Raw genomic sequence first — 18,373 nt, 5'->3', positions numbered from 1 at the left:
GGGATCTCGTCAAAACATCGTCTTCAGGTAGCGCTCTTCCATGGCCCTCTGGGTCTCCACGGCATCGTCGGAAAAACCGATCTGGTCCTTCAGCATCTGCCCGAGCGTCGGCATGGTCCGGCGGTCGATGTGGCGATCCGGGTTCCAGAGTTCGGAGCGCATGAACGCCTTGGCGCAGTGCAGATAGACCTCCTTCGTCGTGACCACGAGCGCTGCGACCGGCGCCTTGCCGCCGACGGCCAGCCGTTCGAGCAGCACCGCATCCGTCGAGATCCTGGCGGAACCATTGATCCGCAGCGTCTCATCCATCCCGGGAATGAGGAAGAGCAGGCCGACCATCGGGTTTTCGATCACGTTCTCGAAGGTGTCGAGACGCTTGTTGCCGGGCCGATCCGGGATCGCGATGGTCCGGTCGTCGAGAACCAGCGTGAATCCGGGCCTGTCACCCTTCGGGCTGACATCGGGCAGCCGCCCCGGCGCCGACGATCCGATCACGACGAAGGGGCTCTTCTCAAGAAAGGCCTTCGCGTGGGTATCGAGCTGGCGCATCTCCTTCTTTATGGAGCGCTCACCCGGCGCGCCGTAGAGACCGCGCAAGGCCTCGATCGTCGTGATGTCGCTCATCTTCGGGATCTCCCAGCCTCGAATGATCGTCCCGGCCTGCGGTCATGCTGCGGTGTAGCATAAAATGTCCGGCGAACACCGGCTTCCCCTTTATCACGGTTCTAATCGGCGCTAAGTGACGGGGGCAACCATGCCAGCGACCGGTGTGGAACGTCATCAGCGCCGATCAGCGCGGCACCTTTCCTTGCCGAAGGTGCCCGAGGTGGACACAGCGGAAATGGTCGTACCCGCATCTTCGACGCGCGTTTTCCGCCGCGCGATGGGTGTTCGCCCTTCGGCCCTGGCTCGGCTTCAGAAGGAACGACATGCCAATGTCAAACCACCCGGACAGTTTCAATTGCCGCAAGACGCTCGACGTCGGCGGCAAGCCCTATGTCTATTTCGATCTCAAGGAAGCGGAAAAGAACGGCCTTGAGGGCATCGCCCGCCTGCCCTTCTCCCTGAAGGTTCTGCTCGAAAACCTCCTGCGCAACGAGGACGGCCGCACCGTCACGAAGGACGACATACTCGCCGTCGCCAAATGGCTCGACGACAAGGGCGCGGCCGGTCATGAGATCGCCTATCGTCCGGCCCGCGTGCTGATGCAGGACTTCACCGGCGTTCCCGCCGTCGTCGATCTGGCCGCCATGCGCGATGCGACCGAACAGCTCGGCGCAGACCCGAAGAAGGTGAACCCGCTGGTTCCCGTCGACCTCGTCATCGACCACTCGGTGATGGTCGACTACTTCGCTTCGCCCGATGCCTTCGACAAGAACGTCGACGCCGAGTACGGCCGCAACAAGGAGCGCTACCAGTTCCTGCGCTGGGGTTCGGAAGCCTTCCGCAACTTCCGCGTCGTGCCGCCCGGCACCGGCATCTGCCATCAGGTCAATCTCGAATACCTCGCCCAGACCGTCTGGACGCGTGAGGAGAACGGCGAGACGATCGCCTATCCCGACACACTCGTCGGCACCGATTCGCACACCACGATGGTCAACGGCCTCTCGGTCCTCGGCTGGGGCGTCGGCGGCATCGAGGCGGAGGCCGCGATGCTCGGCCAGCCGATCTCGATGATGATCCCCGAAGTGATCGGCTTCCGCCTCGACGGCAAGCTGCCGGAAGGCACGACCGCGACGGATCTCGTGCTGACCGTCACGGAGATGCTGCGCAAGAAGAAGGTCGTCGGCAAGTTCGTCGAATTCTACGGCCCGGGCCTCTCGAACCTCACGCTCGAGGATCAGGCGACGATCGGCAACATGGCGCCGGAATACGGCGCGACCTGCGGCTTCTTCCCGATCGACAAGGACACGATCGCCTATCTCGAGGCCACCGGCCGCGAGAAGGACCGCATCGCGCTCGTCGAGGCCTATGCCAAGGCGCAGGGCATGTTCCGCGAGGACGGAACCGAGGACCCGGTCTTCACCGATTCGCTCTCGCTCGATCTTTCGACGGTCGTGCCCTCGCTCGCCGGTCCGAAGCGTCCCCAGGACCGCGTGCCGCTGACCGAGGCGGCCAAGGCCTTCCACAAGGCGCTCCACGAGATCCGCGGCGGCCGCAAGACCGACGACAATCCCCAGTCCACCGGTGATTCCCGGTTCATGGACGAGGGCGCGACGCTTCCGAACGACGTTCCCGGCGATGTCGGCTATCGTCACGACGTCGAAGGTGCGGCACACGGCCTGTCCCATGGCGACGTCGTCATCGCGGCGATCACCTCCTGCACCAACACCTCCAACCCGAACGTGCTCGTCGCGGCCGGCCTCGTCGCCCGCAAGGCGCACGAAAAGGGCCTGACGGTGAAGCCGTGGGTGAAGACCTCGCTCGCACCGGGCTCCCAGGTGGTGACGGAGTATCTCGCGAAGGCCGACCTCCAGAAGGATCTGGACGCGATGGGCTTCAACCTCGTCGGCTACGGCTGCACGACCTGCATCGGCAATTCCGGGCCGCTGCCGGAGCCGATCTCCGAGGCGATCAACCAGAACGACCTCGTCGCCTGCTCGGTGCTTTCGGGCAACCGCAACTTCGAGGGCCGCGTCAATCCGGACGTGAGGGCGAACTACCTCGCCTCGCCGCCGCTCGTCGTCGCCTATGCGATCGCGGGTTCGCTCTTCGTCGACATCACGAAGGATTCGCTCGGCAAGGACAAGGACGGCAACGACGTCTACCTGAAGGACATCTGGCCGACCACGCAGGAGATCGCCGAGATCGTCCGCGAGACCGTGACGCGCGACATGTTCGAGAGCCGTTATGCCGACGTCTTCAAGGGCGACGAGCACTGGCAGAAGATCGATGTCTCGGGCGGCCTCACCTATGACTGGGACGACACCTCGACCTACGTCCAGAACCCGCCCTACTTCGAGGACATGGCTCAGGAGCCCGAGCCCGTCACCGATATCGAGGGCGCGCGCATTCTCGGCCTCTTCGGCGATTCGATCACGACGGACCACATCTCGCCCGCCGGTTCGATCAAGAAGGACGGCCCGGCCGGCGACTATCTGGTCTCCCATCAGGTGCGGCCGGTGGACTTCAACTCCTACGGCGCCCGCCGAGGCAATCATCAGGTCATGATGCGCGGCACCTTCGCCAATATCCGCATCAAGAACCAGATGCTCGACGGCGTCGAAGGCGGGATGACCAAGCACTTCCCGTCCGGCGAGGAGATGCCGATCTACGACGCGGCGATGAAGTACAAGGACGAGGGCGTGCCGCTCGTCATCTTCGCCGGCAAGGAATACGGCACCGGTTCCTCGCGCGACTGGGCGGCCAAGGGCACGATCCTGCTCGGCGTGCGCGCGGTCATCGCCGAGAGCTTCGAGCGCATCCACCGCTCCAATCTCGTCGGCATGGGCGTTGCGCCCTTCGTCTTCGCGCAGGAAGGCCAGTCCTGGGAGAAGCTCGGACTCACGGGCGACGAGAAGGTGACGATCGAGGGTCTGACCGAGATCAAGCCGCGCCAGGAGATGGAAGCGGTGATCGAGCGCGCCGACGGGTCGAAGGAGAGCGTGAAGATCAAGTCGCGCATCGACACCCTGGACGAGCTCGAATACTACAAGAACGGCGGCATCCTGCACTACGTCCTGCGCCAGCTCGCAGCGTAATCGAGGCCGTATCGAGCAGTCCCCGAAAGGGATCGCGAACCGAGGCCGCCGGACCACCGGCGGCCTCTTTGTTTTGACGGGAGGCCGTCGCGAACCGTTCCATCACGGCTCTCTCGCGCGAACGTTTGGCCCCTCACCCGCACGTGATTGGAGACCGGCGGGGCTCGCCCCTATCGTCCCGGTGCAGGATGAGGAAACGTGGGCACCGGTTTTTCCGCTCGCATCCTGCTTAACTGAGGGTCCGGAGCGCGGGTGTTCGAGACAATCGAAGGCCATCGCGCTCTGGGCAGCATCGGACCCGATCGTCCCGCAACGACACGAACCGGCAATGACAGAAGAGCGCCTGCTCCCGCACCGCACCATCGCCTCCCGGACCGGCCCTCGCGCCTTACCGCGCGGAGGAAACCGGCCCGCCCGTCCGCCCAGGCTCTCGGTGCTCGCGCTCGTGTCGGCGAGCCTCGTGGCAGGCACACCCGCCTTCGCCCAGACGGCCCTCGAAGGGCAGACCTCCATCCCGGTCGAGCATGTGGTGGAGCTCTTCACCAGCCAGGCCTGCAGCACCTGTCCGCCGGCCGGCAAGGTGATGGACGGGATCGCCGGCGAAGCGGGCGTCCTTCCCCTCACCTACCATGTGGACTACTGGGACTATACCGGCTGGCGCGATACCTACGGCTCGCCGGAAAACACATCGCGACAGCGAGACTACGGGGCGAGCTTCAACCTCTCGACCCTGTTCACGCCCCAGATCGTGATCGACGGCCGCGAACAGTTCGTCGGCACCAAGCCCCAGGAAATCGAGCAGGCGCTCAACGCCTTGCGGCCGATCGATGCGGGCGGACAGGCCCTGGTGCGAGCGCGGATCGCGGGTCGCAATCTGAAGATCTATGCGAGCCTCGAAAATACGGCGACGCAGGACGCGATGCCCGTCCTCATCGTCGTCACCTACGACAATCACGCAAGCACCAGCGTGACCTCGGGCGAGAACGACGGGGCGACGCTCACGACCACCCATCCCGTGCGGGACTGGCGGGTTCTCGGCGCCTGGTCGGGCGAGCCCATGAAGGTCACCCTTCCGATCTCCACCCTCACGGCCGGCGCGATCGGCGACAATGGCTGCGCCGTCCTCATCCAGTCGATGGGACGCGACGGGAGCCCCGGTCCGATCCTGTCGGCCGCGCGCATCGACCTGTCCGGCTATCGCTGACGCGGCAGGGCCTTATACCCGGCCGGACGGAACGCGGCCGGCCCGCTTCCCTCTTCGTTTCGCGCTTTGCCGTCCCCTCCATTCCATGTCACCATACCGTCACCAATCTGCTTGGCGCTCTTGCGGCCCGGCTTTCGCGGCTCCACCTGCGGTCTCGGTATTGGAAACCGGAGCATCCGGCGGCGGCGCGTCACGAGCCGAGCCCGAAGCCCGGCACGGGAAGAGAACTGCCGAACCCGGTCGCGCGGTCGCAGCCGCCTTCGCGAGATCGTCCGGCATCAGGCTCCGAAAGGACACGCGATCCGCATGACCGTCATCACAGACGACGCCTCCAACCTCATCGCCTTTCCCAACGGCCGCACGAGTGACGCGCAGATCGTCTTCGACAGGCGCGAACTTTCCGCCATCCTCAAGGTCTACGGCCGGATGGTCGCCGCCGGGGAGTGGCGGGATTACGCCATCGACATGCTGAAGGATCGCGCGGTGTTCTCGATCTTCCGGCGCTCCAGCGAGATGCCGATCTACCGGGTCGAGAAGAACCCGAAATTCGCCCGGCGGCAGGGCGCCTATCAGGTGGTTGCGGCCGGCGGCATGGTGATGAAGCGCGGGCACGATCTTTCGACGGTGCTCAACGTCTTCGACCGGCAGCTGAAGAACGCCGATAGCGGTCGCTGAGGCCCACGGAAGGACGCACGCCTCAGCGGCCGGGTCTAGTGAGTGACAGGCGGGCCCGGCGATTAGCGCCCGATCGTTCCGGGAAACTCGTCGGCGTCGGGGATCGTCCGACCCGCTTCCCCGAGGGGGCGCTGCATGAGGACCGTATCGATCCAGCGCCCGAACTTGAGGCCGGTCGCCTTCATCACGCCGATCTCCGCAAAGCCCAGGCGGCGATGGACGCCGATCGAGCCGAGATTGTCAGATCCGCCGATCACCGCCACCATCTGACGAAAGCCGAGGGCTTCGCAGCGGGCGATGAGATCTTCGAGAAGCCGCGATCCGAGCCCCTGTCCGCGTGCCTCGCGGGCGAGATAGATCGCGTTCTCCACCATCCAGTTATAGGCCGGACGCGGCCGGTACGGCCCCGCATAGGCGTAGCCGAGGATGGCGCCATCGGCCGCCTCACCCACGATATAGGGATAGCGCGCGTTCACCAGCGTCTCGAAGCGCCGCTCCATCTCCGCGATCCCCGGCGGCACGAGCTCATAGGTCGCCGTGCCGTTGAGGACCTCGTCCTCGTATATGGCGGTGATTGCGGCGATATCGCCCGAGACTGCGGGGCGGATCGAGATGTCGCGGTTCACGTCTGGCTGCTCCTTCGAAGGTGGTCCCAGGAATTCCCGGACCCGATACCGGAAACGGGTCCGAGGCTGCGGTGTCTATCTGACGCGTCGGACGGCCCGAAGACCGGGTCCACGTCCGGTCCGATGCCCGGGAGGCCATACCGTCCTGGGCCAGCCCTTGCACCATGCATGAAAAAGGGCGGCCCGAGGACCGCCCTTTCCGTTTCGAAGCTCACCTGCGACCCGGAGGGATCGCGCTCGGCGCCGAGCGATTATTCGCGGTTGCCGAAGAGCTGGAGCAGCATGAGGAACATGTTGAGGAAGTCGAGATAGAGGCGAAGCGCGCCCATCACGGCCTTGCGGCCGGCGACTTCCGAACCGTCGCCCTCATAGTACATTTCCTTGATCTGCTGCGTGTCGTAGGCGGTGAGGCCCGCGAAGACCAGGACGCCGATCACGGAGATCGCGAACTGCAGCGCCGGCGAGGCGAGGAAGATGTTCACGACCATCGCGATGACGATGCCGATCACGCCCATGAACAGGAACGAACCCCAGCCGGAGATGTCGCGCTTGGTGGTATAGCCGAAGAGCGACAGCGCGCCGAAGGTGGCGGCCGTGATGAAGAAGACCTGCGTGATGGATTCGCCCGTATAGACGGCGAAGATCGAGGCGAGCGACACGCCGACCAGCGCGGCATAGGCCCAGAACGTGCCCTGCGCGGCCGCGACGCTCATCTTGTGGACGCGGAACGAGAGGAAGAACACCATGCCGAGCGGGGCGAGCATGATGACCCACTTCAGCGGCGAGCCGAACAGGGTCGCGCCGAGTTCCGTGTAGCCGACGATCTGACCGGACCCGTCGGTCACGAAGGACAGCATGTACATGACATAGGCCGCGACGCCCGTGAGCGCAACGCCGCCTGCCATCAGGTTGTAGACCTTCAGCATGTAGCTGCGAAGGCCCTGGTCGATATCCGCTCGCGTACCGGCAGCAGGCACCGAGCGCATGCTGGAATTCCGATAATCAGCCATAGTCGTCTGTATCCTTTTACGAGTGTCCCGTCGGGTGCTCGATTTTGGCCCTCGGGTCGCGAGAGCGGGTTGATCAAGGGCCGCTGGCGGGACGCCCAGCGATGGCCATAATATGCGGTCTGGAAAAGCGTGAAACAAGACTTTCCAGCCGGCTGGAAGGGCAGGAATGCCCTATTTTGCTGAACTTCGCGTGAACACGATCCGGGCTCGGGAAGGCATCAGAGATTGCGCAGGATGGGTGCCGCCTTCTGTCCGAGGATGCGCCACGTGCCCGCCAGCCCGAAGCCGACCGTCAGCACCAGCGAGGTCGCGAGCGTGGCGAGCGCCACCGTCCAATCGAAGATGTAGGGAAGCGACATGATCCGGTCGACGACGAACCAGGAGGCGAGCGCTCCGGCCGCGATCGCGAAGATGCCCGTCGCAAGTCCGAGAAGCGCGTATTCGGTCGCGAACGCCTTGATCAGCGTCACGCGTGTCGCCCCGAGGGTCTTCAGCACCACCGCATCGTGAACCCGTGCCCGGTTGCCGGCGGCCAGTGCGCCCGCCAGCACAAGGATCGAGGCGACGAGCGCGACGCCCGCCGCGACGCGGATCGCGAGGGCGAGCTGCGCGATCAGGCCGTTGACGGCGTCGAGCGCGTCCTTCACCCGGACCGTGGTCACCGCCGGATAGGCATTGGTGATCGTGTTGACGATCTGCTTCTCGCGCGCCGCGACCTCCGCGTTCGAGCGATCGGCCCGGCCGTCGTCGAGGCTGAGGGTCGCAAGCCAGGCATGGGGTGCGCCCGCGAAGGTATTGGGCGAGAAGACCATCACGAAGTTGATCGAGAGGTCCTGCCATTCGATCGCGCGCAGATTGGCGATCTCGGCCGTGATCGATCGGCCGAGGACGTTGACGGTGATCGTCTCGCCCACTTCGAGGCCGAGTTCGCGCGCCTCCTCGTCCGCGAAGGAGACGAGCGGGGGCCCGTCGTAATCGGCCGGCCACCACTCGCCGGCGGTCAGCGTGGAATTCGCCGGCTCCTCGGCGGCATAGGTCACGCCCCGGTCGCCGCGCAGCACCCAGCCGCCCTCCTCCGGAATCTCCATGGTCGCGACGTCCTGATCGCCGAGCTTGGTGATCCGGCCGCGAAGCATCGGCACCGCATCGAGGGTCGAGCCTGGCGCGGCCTCCTCCACGGTCTGGCGGAAGCCGTCGATCTCGGCGTTCTGGATGTCCACGAAGAAGAAGTTCGGCGCGCGGCTCGCGAGCCCCGTTCCCACCTCCTGGCGCAGGTCGTAATCGATGATCGCGAGCGTCACGAGAAGCGTGAGCCCGAGGCCGAGGGAGAGGACCACGGAAGGCGTCAGGGCTCCCGGGCGGTGGATATTGCCGAGGGCGAGGCGAAGCGGCGTGGAGGCGACCTTCGGCGCGCGCCGGGCGAGCGCCATCACGCCCACCGCCACGAGGCGCAGGATGACGAAGGCGGCGGCCGTCCCGCCGAGGAAGGTCAGCGCGATCTGCTTGTCGCGCGCCATCAGGAGAGCGAGGCCGGCGATCGAGAGGGCCAGCACCCCCGTTCCGATGGCATAGGTCCAGCGCAGCCGCCCGGATGCGGTCGCGCCTGCATCGCGGAAGAGGGCTGTCGCGGCGACATCGCGCGTGCGGCCGAGCGGCAGGAGAGCGAAGGTCAACGCCGTCAGGAAACCGAAGATCGCGGCGATCGCCAGCGCACCCGGATAGAAGGACGCGCTCGCCGCGACCGGGATCACGCGTTCGAGAAAGTTCGCCGTGACGAAGGGCGCGATGACGCCGAGGATGAGCCCGAGCACGACGCCGACGGCCGCGATGGTCATGATCTGGAAGAGATAGACCAGCACCACCAGACGTCCGGCCGCGCCGAGGCTCTTGAAGGATGCGATCACCGGTCGCTTGCCGTCGAGATAGGCGCGCACGGCATTGGCGACGCCGACGCCGCCGACGATGAGGGCCGTGAGGCCGACAAGCGTCAGGAATTGCGAGAAGCGATCGATATTGCGCTGGAGCGACGGGGCCGCATCCTCGGCCGTCCGGATGCGGAAGCCCGATGTCGGGAACGCCTCGCGCGCCGCATCCGCGATGGCCTCGGGATCGTTCGTCGGCGGCAGCTTCAGCCGCCAGTCGTATTCGACGAGGCTTCCGGGCTGGACGAGACCGGTCGCGTTCAGCCCCTCGCGCGACATCATCAGGCGCGGGGCGAAGGCGAAGCCATCGGAGAGGATGTCGGGCTCCCGCGTCAGGACGCCGGTCAGTTCGACCTCGGCGTTCCCGAGACGCACGACCGCGCCCGGCTCCAGATCAAGACGGTCGTAGAGTTCCTGGGCGGCGATCGCGCCATATCGGCCGTCGCGCTCCTTGAACAGCGTCGAAAGCGGCGCATCCGGCACCGTGTCGACCGTTCCGTAGAGCGGATAGGCGCCATCCACCGCCTTCACTTCGGCGAGCGATTGGTCGGACCCATCCCCGGTGCGAACCATGGAGCGCAGGCCCGCCGTGCGGGAGACCTCGCCGAGCCCGTCGATATAGCTCGCCTCCTCCGGCGTCAGCTCGCGCTGGACGAGCTGGAAGCGCAGATCGCCCCCAAGGATCGCCCGACCCTCGCGCGCGATGCCTTCGCTCATCATCGAGGCGACGGAGTTGACGGAGGCAATCGCCCCGACGCCGAGCGTGATGCACAGAAGGAAGATGACGAAGCCCGAAAGGCCGCCGCGCATTTCGCGCAGGGCGAACCGCCAGGCAAGACGGATCGTCGGAAGAAGACCGGCCTCGGCGGTTCCGGCGGTGGAGGCCGGGACCGAATGGATGTCCGCCGCGCTCATTGGGCGGCTTCGCGCTCGACCGGCCCGGCCTCGCGGGCCGTGCGCTCGCCCTCGATGCGGCCGGACCGAACGCCGATCTCACGTTGGCAGCGATGGGCGAGATTGGGATCATGGGTCACGAGGACGAGGGTCATGCCCCTGCGCTCGCGTTCGGCAAAGAGGAGATCGGCGATCTGACGTCCCGTCGTCTGGTCGAGATTGCCGGTGGGCTCGTCCGCGATCAGGATCGCGGGCTCGGGCGCGAGAGCCCGCGCCAGGGCGACGCGCTGCTGCTCGCCGCCGGAAAGCTCGCCCGGATAATGGGTCGCGCGATCCTTCAGGCCGACATTGTCGAGTTCCTTGAGGGCCCGGTCGAAGGGATTCTTCGCACCGGCGAGTTCGAGCGGAACCGCGACGTTCTCGAGCGCCGTCATGTTGGGAATGAGGTGGAAGGACTGGAAGACGATGCCCACATTGCGGCCCCGGAAGGAGGCGAGTTCGTCCTCCGAGAGGCCGACCAGCGAGCGGCCGGCGATCTCGATCTCGCCCTCGTCCGCGCGCTCGAGCCCTGCGAGCACCATCAGGAGCGTCGACTTGCCGGAGCCGGACGGGCCGACGATGCCGACGGACTCTCCGCGCGCCACCTCGAGGTCGACACCTTTCAGAACGTGAACGGAACTCGCCCCGCTGCCGAGGGTCAGATGAACCTTTCGTAATCGGATCGCTGGTTCCGTCAAATCTCTCAAAACCTATATGGGAGGCATCTTGTTGCGCCGCGCTCTGCGCCTGCGCCGCCATATGGGGACCTCGATGCAGCGCTTCCAACCGTTTCTCGCCGTTCTGACGCTAGTGTTACCGCTGGCGATGCCATCCTTCGCCTCCGCGCAGCAGGCGGATGCGCCCGAGGAGCGACAGATCGTCGCCTTCGGCGACAGCCTTTCGGCGGGCTACGGGGTCGGCCCCGGCGAGAGCTTTCCCGAACAGCTGCAGGCCGCCCTTCGCGAGAAGGGCTACGATGTCAGCGTCGCCAATGCCGGCGTTTCCGGCGATACGACGAGCGGCGGCCTTGCCCGTCTCGACTGGTCCGTGCCGGAAAGCGCCGATCTCGTCATCGTCGAACTCGGCGCTAATGACGCGCTTCGCGGGATCGATCCGGCGATCACCCGCGAAAATCTCTCCGCGATCCTCGAAAAGCTCAAGCAGCGCGGCCAGAGGGTGATCCTCGCCGGCATGCTCGCCCCGCCGAACATGGGCGCGAACTATGCCGAGCGCTTCGATCCGATCTTTCCCGAGCTCGCAGAGCAGTACGACGTCGCCTTCTATCCATTCTTCCTCGAAGGCGTCGCGGCCGAGGCCGATCTCAACCAGGCCGACAAGATGCACCCGAACGCGGAGGGCGTCGCGATCATCGTCGACAACATCCTGCCGGTGGTCACCGAGGCGCTGGAGACCGAGGGCGCCGGCAGCTGATCGCCGGATCTCAGCGGTCGAACGGGCGCGGCAGGACCATCTGGCGCAGTGCCCGGCCGAGGCCGAGCGCGCCGTAGAACGGCGTCATCGCCCGCTTCCACTGGGAGATCCGCCAATCGGTCGCCCAGCCGGCGATTGCCTCGGCCTCGCGCAGCCACTCGGCGCGCAGACTGCGCAGATCGGCGGGGCGGGCGGGCAGTTCCGCAACGATATCGGCGCCATCGACCGTCAACCGCGCCCCGTGACGGCGGGCGAGAGCGACGATGCGTCGATTGTCTCGCGCACAGGTGATGACGATGCGCCGCACGCCGCGATTGCGGGCGCTGTTGATCATGCGGTCGAAGAGACGCCCCCCGAAACCGCGCCCCTGAAAGAGGGTCTCGATCGAAAAGGCCGCCTCGGCCGCCTCCCGGTCGCCCCGGTCGATGCGCAATTCGCCGACGCCTCTCAGGACACCGTTCACGAACAGGCCTTCGATGACGCAGCTCTCCGTGATGGGCTGGGCAGCATAGGTTTCGAGAAAGGCCTCGCCGACGAGATGGCCGAAGCGCGCGCGCCGTGTCTCGGTGTCGAGACGCTGGAGATGGCCGAGAAGCTCGCCGTTTTCTCCCGCCGTCAGCCGGCGGACGCGCACGCTCTCGCGCCGTGCCTCGAAAAGTTCGAGAAGCGGTGAGGTTTCGGCGATGGCGGGAGACGGGACGGAAGGAGCTTGCATCGGTTCGGTCCTTGAATATCGACCGCCGCACCGGGGGTGCGGCGAAGAACGCCTCCCGATCGCTCGTTGATGCAATACCTAATTGTCCATTGTGCGATGCGGAAGTGAGCTGTGCGCAAACCGGCTTCCCCCTTGCGGCATGGCTCGATCGATGAAAGCCTCCATGCCGCGACCATTCCTCCGCCGCCTTTCACGAACGGAGACTGCTCATGCCCCGCCTCTTCACCGCAATCCCCGTTCCTCAGACGGTCGCAACGACGCTGGGCTTCCTGACGGGCGGGCTGCCCTCGGCCCGCTGGATCGATCCGGAAAACTATCACCTCACCCTGCGCTTCTTCGGCGACATCGAGCCCAGAACCGCCGACGAACTGGTCGAGGCCCTCGATCGCATCGAGCGCCCGAGCTTCGATCTGACGCTTCAGGGCCTCGGCGCCTTCACGCCGAAAAAGCCCCATTCGATCCATGCGAGCGTGAAGCCGACACCGGAACTCGTCGAACTCCAGGGCGAGATCGACCGCATCGCCAAGCGCCTCGGCCTGCCCGCCGATGGCCGCAAGTTCACGCCGCATGTGACGATCGCGCGCCTTCGCCAGCCCAAGGATGCGGATGTCGCGAAGTTCCTGACGCTCAAGGGCGGTTATCGTTCGCCCTCCTTCCGCGTAAAGCGCTTCGGGCTGTATTCGTCGAAGGCCTCCACCGGCGGCGGACCCTACATCCTGGAAGAAGGCTTCGAACTCTTCGGCGGGGCCGAGTGGACCGACCACGAGGACGGGGCGGTCTCGCAGGCATCCGGCCGCACCTGACCTGATGCCGCCGGACGAACGAATGGCCCCCTCGGGTCAATCCACGTCCATAGAGGGGCTCGGATGCCGCTCGGGCTGCCAGCGGACATTCGAAGGCGATGCTTTCCCATGACCGCTGGTCTTGCACTTTCGATGCGCGGCGACAGGCCGCCCTTGAGGAAGTCCCGCGCGCGTCCCATCTGAAGCAGCGACCAGAACCGGGAGACGACGATGGCGCTCGACAGCAGCCGCATTCAGGACATTCTGCGCCCGGGCAGCCGCGAGAAGCGGGAGGAGAACGAGAGGACCGTTCGCGCATCCTTCTTCGACAAGGTGCGCTCGAACCTCAAACGCATCCCCTTCATGGAGGATGTGGTCGCCTCCTATTACTGCGCCCTCGACAGTCGCACCCCGGCCATGAGCCGGACGATCCTGTTCGCCGCCCTCGCCTATTTCGTCCTGCCCTTCGACATCATCCCCGACATGTTCCTCGGCCTCGGCTTCACCGACGATATCGCCGTCCTGCTCGCAGCCTTCCGGGCGGTTCAGTCGAACATCAAGCCGGAACACTACGACCGGGCCCGCGAGACACTCGACGGCCTCTGAGATCGCGCGGGTCGCCCGGCCATGCGGCGGGCCGCCGGCTCGTGACATTTTGCCCGGCGATCGATGCGGGGATGCCGCACTCTCGCCCGATTCTTTCCGTTTTTCATCGAACGTGATCGCCCGGCATCCGGGGACGGCCGCCCTCGCGACCGCCCCTGAAGCCGGGATCGACGCATGCGCGCCGCTCGCGTTAAGCCTTATGAACGCGAAGACATGCCATCGTTAACCTGCGGTAAAGGCAGGCCGTGCAATTGATGGCTTCAGGCGATGCCTTTCGGGGAGCGGCAAACCGTCCGGGGGCGCGCAGGAAGCCGTCCAGGCTTCACGGAACACGCAATCGAAGTGGGGAACCATGACCTTTCGGAAACTCCTGACTGCGACGGCGGCAATTCTCTTGATCTCGAGTGCCGCAAGCGCCGCGCAGACACCGACCCGGATGAACCAGTACAACGACTGGGGCACCTACGCCTACAACGACCAGAGCGGCAAGGTGTGCTACATCCTGTCGACGCCCAAGCAGATGCAGCCGGCCAATGTGGACCATGGCGACATCTTCTTCCTCATTTCCCAGAAGCCGGGCCAGGGCATCGCCTACGAGCCGCAGGTCGTCATGGGCTACGCGCTGAAGGACGGCGCGAAGGTCGAGGTGGACGTGGACGGCAAGAAATATTCGATGTTCTCCAAGCAGGAATCGGCCTGGATGGAGAATGCGGCGCAGGAGCCGCAGCTCATCGCGGCGCTGCGGGCCGGCCGTTCCATGAAGGTCTCCGCGACCTCGGCCCGGGGCACGAACACCTCCTATACCTACTCCCTGTCGGGCGTGACCGCCGCGTTGAACTCGATCAAGGACTGCAAGTAAGCGGTCTTCGGCGCGCCGCCTCCCTGCGACGGCGCGAGGGACCCGAAGTCTGGACTTGAAGAGAGCGCCCGGTTCCGCCGCGGCGCTCTCTTCGCGTTCGGCCGGTCTCGTCGGAGCCGTGCGAATGCGCGGTCGGAGCCGTTCGAGAGCTTCTCGTGACGGCGACGGGTTGAACTTGGGCGTCGAAAACGGCATCTAGCAGGGCAATTCCGTATGTTTGCGTCCGGTCCGACACCGTTCATGCGCCCTTGGCGGTGCGTGTCGACCGATCCGCTCATCCGACGTCAGAACAAGGCCCGTGCTCCCGATGTCCGCCACACTCGATCTCGCCGATCCGGCCAACCGGCCCGCTCCCGTCTCCGCGCGATCGGCAGCAGGCGCCGGCGCCGGCGCCGAGAAGCCGTCGCTCGTCGGCATGAGCCGCGAGGAACTCGCCGAGGCACTCGGCACGATCGGCATACCGGAGAAGCAGCGTCGCATGCGCGTCGGGCAGCTCTGGCACTGGCTCTACGTGCGCGGCGCCTCGGACTTCTCGCAGATGGCGAACATCTCCAAGGAGTTGCGCACGAAGCTCGCCGAGGCGTTCGAGATCGCACGGCCTGAGATCGTCACCGAACAGGTCTCCGTCGACGGCACCCGCAAATGGGTCGTCCGCTTTCCGCCGCGCGGCGCGGGTCGGCCCGTGGAGGTCGAGACCGTCTACATCCCCGAGGAAGGCCGGGGCACGCTCTGCGTCTCCTCCCAGGTCGGCTGCACCCTCACCTGCACCTTCTGCCACACCGGCACCCAGCGCCTCGTGCGCAATCTGACCGCGGGCGAGATCGTCTCGCAGGTGCTCCTCGCGCGCGACCGGCTCGGCGACTTCCCCGATGCCGACACGCCGGCCGGCGCGATCGTCCCGAACGAGGGCCGGCTCGTCTCCAACGTCGTGATGATGGGCATGGGCGAGCCGCTCTACAATTTCGACAATGTGGCGACCGCCCTCGGCGTCATGTCCGATGGCGACGGGCTGTCCGTCTCCAAGCGCCGGATCACGCTGTCGACTTCCGGCGTCGTGCCGGAGATCGTGCGGGCCGGCGAGGAGACCGGCGTGATGCTCGCCATCTCGCTCCATGCCGTCAACGACGAACTGCGCGACGAGCTCGTGCCGATCAACAAGAAGTATCCGCTGGAAAAGCTGCTGGAGGCCTGCCGCAACTATCCGGGGCTCTCCAATGCCCGGCGGATCACCTTCGAATACGTGATGCTCAAGGGCGTCAACGATTCCATGGAGGATGCGCGCAATCTGGTGCGGATGCTCAAGGGCATTCCCGCCAAGATCAATCTCATCCCCTTCAATCCCTGGCCGGGCTCGCGCTACGAATGCTCCGACTGGGACCAGATCGAGCGGTTCGCCGACTATGTGAACCAGGCCGGCTACGCCTCGCCGATCCGCACGCCGCGCGGCCGCGACATCTTCGCGGCCTGCGGCCAGCTGAAGTCGGAATCGGAGCGGATGCGCAAGACGGACCGCGAGCGGATGGAATCGGCCCGCATCCTCGAACTCTCCGGCAACGGCGAGGCCTGAGGGCCCTGCGGTGCGGCATGCCGCACTCGAAATGGCTCGCTCCCTCCCATATGTCGGTGCGGTATGACGATGTCCTCCATTCCCGCCCGTCCGGCCTGCCCATGTCACCCAGCGCTCGCCGCATCGGGGGCGCTGCTTCGCGTGCATAGCAGAGGATCTGAACGCCGGAGCCGGTTTCCCGGATATCCGGCGGGAACGAGGCCGCTCCGCGCGGTGCGCACCCTCCCGGTTCGAAAGGCGGCGGTCTGATCCATGGCGACCGTCCTGCGCTTCCTCATCGTCATCCCCTTCGCCTTCGTCCTCTCCTGCCTGACGAGCGCCTTCACCATCCTGTGGCCCTATCTGGATCTCGCCGACACCCCCGAGATGCACCGGCCCTTCGCCTATATCGATGCGGCCTTCGCCTTCTGGGCCCAGAGCGGGCAGATCGGCTCGACGCTGCTGATCCCCTGGACCATCTTCATGGCGCTGACCGAGATGTTCGGGCTGAACTCGCTCGTCCTGCACCTCGTCGCAGGTCTCGTCGGATCGGTCGCGATCATCCTCGTCGCCTATGGCAGCCCGCCGCCGAGCGTCTCCATCCAGGCCGCGATCCTGATCTCGGGCACCGTCTTCGCGCTCACCTACTGGGTGGTCGCCGGGCGCAGGGCCGGGGCGTGGCGCCCCTTGCGCAGATCACGCAGGGCCGAGCCCGCCCCACAGGCCGCCATCGACCCGGACGGGAAGGATGCCTGAACCCCTCGCCCTTCGCAGTGCAGGCAAAGACGTCCGCATCCACCTGACGCCGCTCGACCGTGTCCCGCCCGAGACGAGGCAGGCCTATGTCGGCCTGCTCGATCCCGCGGAGGCGAGCCGTCACGATCGCTTCAAGGTGGAGGGCGCGCGGCTCGAATTCCTGGTCGGCCGGGCGCTCCTGCGTCTGCGGCTGACGGCCTGCCGGCCAGAGATCGCGCCGACGGACTGGCGCTTTACGTCAAATGCCTATGGCCGGCCGGCGATCGACTGGCCTTCGACGGGAGCCGAAGCCTCGCCCCTCTTCTTCAACCTCTCCCATACGCGCGGCCTCGTCGCCCTCGCGGTCGCCGCATGCGAGGATATCGGCGTAGATGTGGAGACGATCGCGCGCGGCGCGCCGGATGCCGATGTCGCCCGGCGCTATTTCACCGCCACCGAAGCCGACTGGATCGACGATGCGCAGGAATTATCGGAGCGAACCGAACGCTTCTTCGCGCTCTGGACCCTGAAGGAGGCCTATATCAAGGCGCGCGGCATGGGCCTTGCCCTGCCGCTCGACGGCTTCGGCTTCGACTGTTCGCGCCGACCGCCGGAGATCGCCTTCACGCAAAAGATCGACGACCATGCGAGCCGCTGGCGGCTGGAGCGCCGATGCATCGGCGACGGGCATCGGCTGGCGCTCGCCGTCCCGTCCGCCCTCAAGGCCTCGCGCTATTTCGAGACCATTCCCCTCGTCGCGGGGCCACGGGAAATCCGGCCGCGCGTTTGCGAGGCCTTCGCGTGAGGCTGTTCGCCCTCTCCGATCTCCATCTCGGCCATGCCGCAAACCGCGAGGCGATGCACGAGATCCGTGCGCGGCCGGACGACTGGCTGATCCTGGCCGGCGATGTCGCCGAGAAGAACGAGCATATCCGCTTCGCCTTCGAGCTCTTCTCGAAGAAGTTCCGCAGGCTCGCCTGGGTGCCCGGCAATCACGAACTCTGGACGCGTCCCGGCACCGAGACGGTCCGCGGCGCCGAGCGATACGGCGAACTTCTCGGGATCTGCCGCGAATACGGAGTGCTGACGCCCGAGGACGATTATCCCGTTCTCGATCTCGAAGGCGGGCCGGTTCGGCTCTGCCCGATGTTCACGCTTTACGACTATTCGTTCCGACCTGCCGAGATCGCGCTTGAGGATGCCGTTGGATGGGCACGGGAAAGCGGCGTCCTGTGCTCGGACGAATTCTTCCTGTCGCCGTCCCCCCATGGTTCGCGAAGCGAATGGTGCCGGGAGCGCGTGGCGCTGACGCGCGGCCGGCTCGACGCGCTCGATGACGGCCTGCCGACGGTTCTCGTCAATCACTGGCCCCTGCGCGAGGACATGGCGGCGACGCCGCGCATCCCGCGCTTCTCGATCTGGTGCGGCACGCGGCAGACCGAGGACTGGCACAGGCGCTATCGCGCGAGCGCCGTCGTCTCCGGCCATATCCACATCCCCTCCTCGCGCCGCCTCGACGGGACGGCATTCGAGGAGGTGTCCTTCGGCTATCCGAAGCAGTGGCGCGGGCGCCGACCCGAGCCGGATATGGCGGTCAGGCAGATCCTGCCGGCCTGACCGGCGCATGA

Annotated in this window: 17 protein-coding genes; 11 read left to right on the top strand and 6 right to left on the bottom strand. The window is 66.2% G+C overall.

Features of this window, described 5'->3' with window-relative positions; genetic code table 11:
- Nucleotides 1-9 precede the first annotated feature (9 nt).
- Nucleotides 10-624 carry a pyridoxamine 5'-phosphate oxidase family protein gene (locus tag DYI37_RS04345; RefSeq protein WP_116681994.1) on the bottom strand — a complete coding sequence of 205 codons (615 nt, stop codon included), beginning with the start codon at nt 622-624 and terminating at the stop codon, nt 10-12.
- 311 nt (nt 625-935) lie between these two features.
- Between DYI37_RS04345 and acnA the strand changes: the two genes are divergently transcribed.
- From acnA to DYI37_RS04330, 3 genes are all read left to right on the top strand, one after another.
- The gene (acnA, locus tag DYI37_RS04340; protein ID WP_116681993.1) at nt 936-3,701 is read left to right on the top strand and encodes an aconitate hydratase AcnA; all 2,766 of its coding nucleotides are present in this window, start codon (nt 936-938) and stop codon (nt 3,699-3,701) included.
- A 433-nt stretch (nt 3,702-4,134) separates the two neighbouring features.
- Nucleotides 4,135-4,905 (top strand): DUF1223 domain-containing protein, encoded by a 771-nt coding sequence (locus tag DYI37_RS04335; RefSeq protein WP_158555082.1) that lies wholly within the window; start codon nt 4,135-4,137, stop codon nt 4,903-4,905.
- Nucleotides 4,906-5,211: 306 nt separating this feature from the next.
- Nucleotides 5,212-5,580, top strand: coding sequence for a DUF2794 domain-containing protein (locus DYI37_RS04330; RefSeq protein ID WP_116681991.1), 369 nt, complete (start codon nt 5,212-5,214; stop codon nt 5,578-5,580).
- A 62-nt stretch (nt 5,581-5,642) separates the two neighbouring features.
- Here DYI37_RS04330 and DYI37_RS04325 read toward each other — a convergent pair whose 3' ends face one another.
- The 4 genes from DYI37_RS04325 to DYI37_RS04310 form a co-directional block, all read right to left on the bottom strand.
- Nucleotides 5,643-6,206: a GNAT family N-acetyltransferase gene (locus DYI37_RS04325; RefSeq protein ID WP_116681990.1), complete on the bottom strand. Its 564-nt coding sequence runs from the start codon at nt 6,204-6,206 to the stop codon at nt 5,643-5,645.
- Between the two features lie 251 nt (nt 6,207-6,457).
- A complete protein-coding gene (locus DYI37_RS04320) occupies nt 6,458-7,216 on the bottom strand; it encodes a Bax inhibitor-1/YccA family protein (RefSeq protein ID WP_116681989.1) in 759 nt (252 codons plus the stop codon).
- A gap of 218 nt (nt 7,217-7,434) precedes the next feature.
- Nucleotides 7,435-10,053, bottom strand: coding sequence for an ABC transporter permease (locus DYI37_RS04315; protein WP_116681988.1), 2,619 nt, complete (start codon nt 10,051-10,053; stop codon nt 7,435-7,437).
- Complete coding sequence (locus tag DYI37_RS04310) at nt 10,050-10,769, bottom strand: ABC transporter ATP-binding protein (RefSeq protein ID WP_116681987.1); 720 nt, start codon at nt 10,767-10,769, stop codon at nt 10,050-10,052. The genes DYI37_RS04315 and DYI37_RS04310 overlap by 4 nt, the downstream gene beginning before the upstream one ends.
- A gap of 61 nt (nt 10,770-10,830) precedes the next feature.
- Here DYI37_RS04310 and DYI37_RS04305 point away from each other — a divergent pair, with 61 nt between their 5' ends.
- The gene (locus tag DYI37_RS04305) at nt 10,831-11,502 is read left to right on the top strand and encodes an arylesterase (protein WP_116682387.1); all 672 of its coding nucleotides are present in this window, start codon (nt 10,831-10,833) and stop codon (nt 11,500-11,502) included.
- A gap of 10 nt (nt 11,503-11,512) precedes the next feature.
- On the opposite strand, the gene DYI37_RS04300 is transcribed toward DYI37_RS04305, so the two are convergent.
- Complete coding sequence (locus DYI37_RS04300; protein WP_116681986.1) at nt 11,513-12,217, bottom strand: GNAT family N-acetyltransferase; 705 nt, start codon at nt 12,215-12,217, stop codon at nt 11,513-11,515.
- A gap of 209 nt (nt 12,218-12,426) precedes the next feature.
- Between DYI37_RS04300 and thpR the strand changes: the two genes are divergently transcribed.
- The 7 genes from thpR to DYI37_RS04265 all read left to right on the top strand — a co-directional run bounded on the left by thpR (nt 12,427) and on the right by DYI37_RS04265 (nt 18,362).
- Complete coding sequence (gene thpR / locus DYI37_RS04295) at nt 12,427-13,020, top strand: RNA 2',3'-cyclic phosphodiesterase (RefSeq protein ID WP_116681985.1); 594 nt, start codon at nt 12,427-12,429, stop codon at nt 13,018-13,020.
- Nucleotides 13,021-13,230: 210 nt separating this feature from the next.
- The gene (locus DYI37_RS04290) at nt 13,231-13,605 is read left to right on the top strand and encodes a YkvA family protein (protein WP_116681984.1); all 375 of its coding nucleotides are present in this window, start codon (nt 13,231-13,233) and stop codon (nt 13,603-13,605) included.
- Between the two features lie 352 nt (nt 13,606-13,957).
- On the top strand, nt 13,958-14,464 hold the full coding sequence (locus tag DYI37_RS04285) for an invasion associated locus B family protein (protein WP_116681983.1): 507 nt from the start codon (nt 13,958-13,960) through the stop codon (nt 14,462-14,464).
- Between the two features lie 307 nt (nt 14,465-14,771).
- Nucleotides 14,772-16,031, top strand: a complete 1,260-nt coding sequence (gene rlmN, locus DYI37_RS04280) for a dual-specificity RNA methyltransferase RlmN (RefSeq protein ID WP_116681982.1) — start codon at nt 14,772-14,774, stop codon at nt 16,029-16,031.
- 252 nt (nt 16,032-16,283) lie between these two features.
- Nucleotides 16,284-16,766, top strand: coding sequence for a hypothetical protein (locus DYI37_RS04275; protein WP_116681981.1), 483 nt, complete (start codon nt 16,284-16,286; stop codon nt 16,764-16,766).
- Nucleotides 16,759-17,550, top strand: coding sequence for a 4'-phosphopantetheinyl transferase family protein (locus DYI37_RS04270; protein WP_116681980.1), 792 nt, complete (start codon nt 16,759-16,761; stop codon nt 17,548-17,550). Before DYI37_RS04275 ends, DYI37_RS04270 begins: the two co-directional genes overlap by 8 nt.
- The gene (locus tag DYI37_RS04265; protein WP_116681979.1) at nt 17,547-18,362 is read left to right on the top strand and encodes a metallophosphoesterase family protein; all 816 of its coding nucleotides are present in this window, start codon (nt 17,547-17,549) and stop codon (nt 18,360-18,362) included. Before DYI37_RS04270 ends, DYI37_RS04265 begins: the two co-directional genes overlap by 4 nt.
- The last annotated feature ends 11 nt before the right edge of the window (nt 18,363-18,373 follow it).

This window comes from Fulvimarina endophytica (assembly GCF_003403015.1).
In the GTDB taxonomy this organism is placed as follows: Bacteria; Pseudomonadota; Alphaproteobacteria; order Rhizobiales; family Rhizobiaceae; genus Fulvimarina; species Fulvimarina endophytica.
Note: the sequence above shows the minus strand (reverse complement) of the source record. Positions and strands in the feature narration are given on the sequence as shown.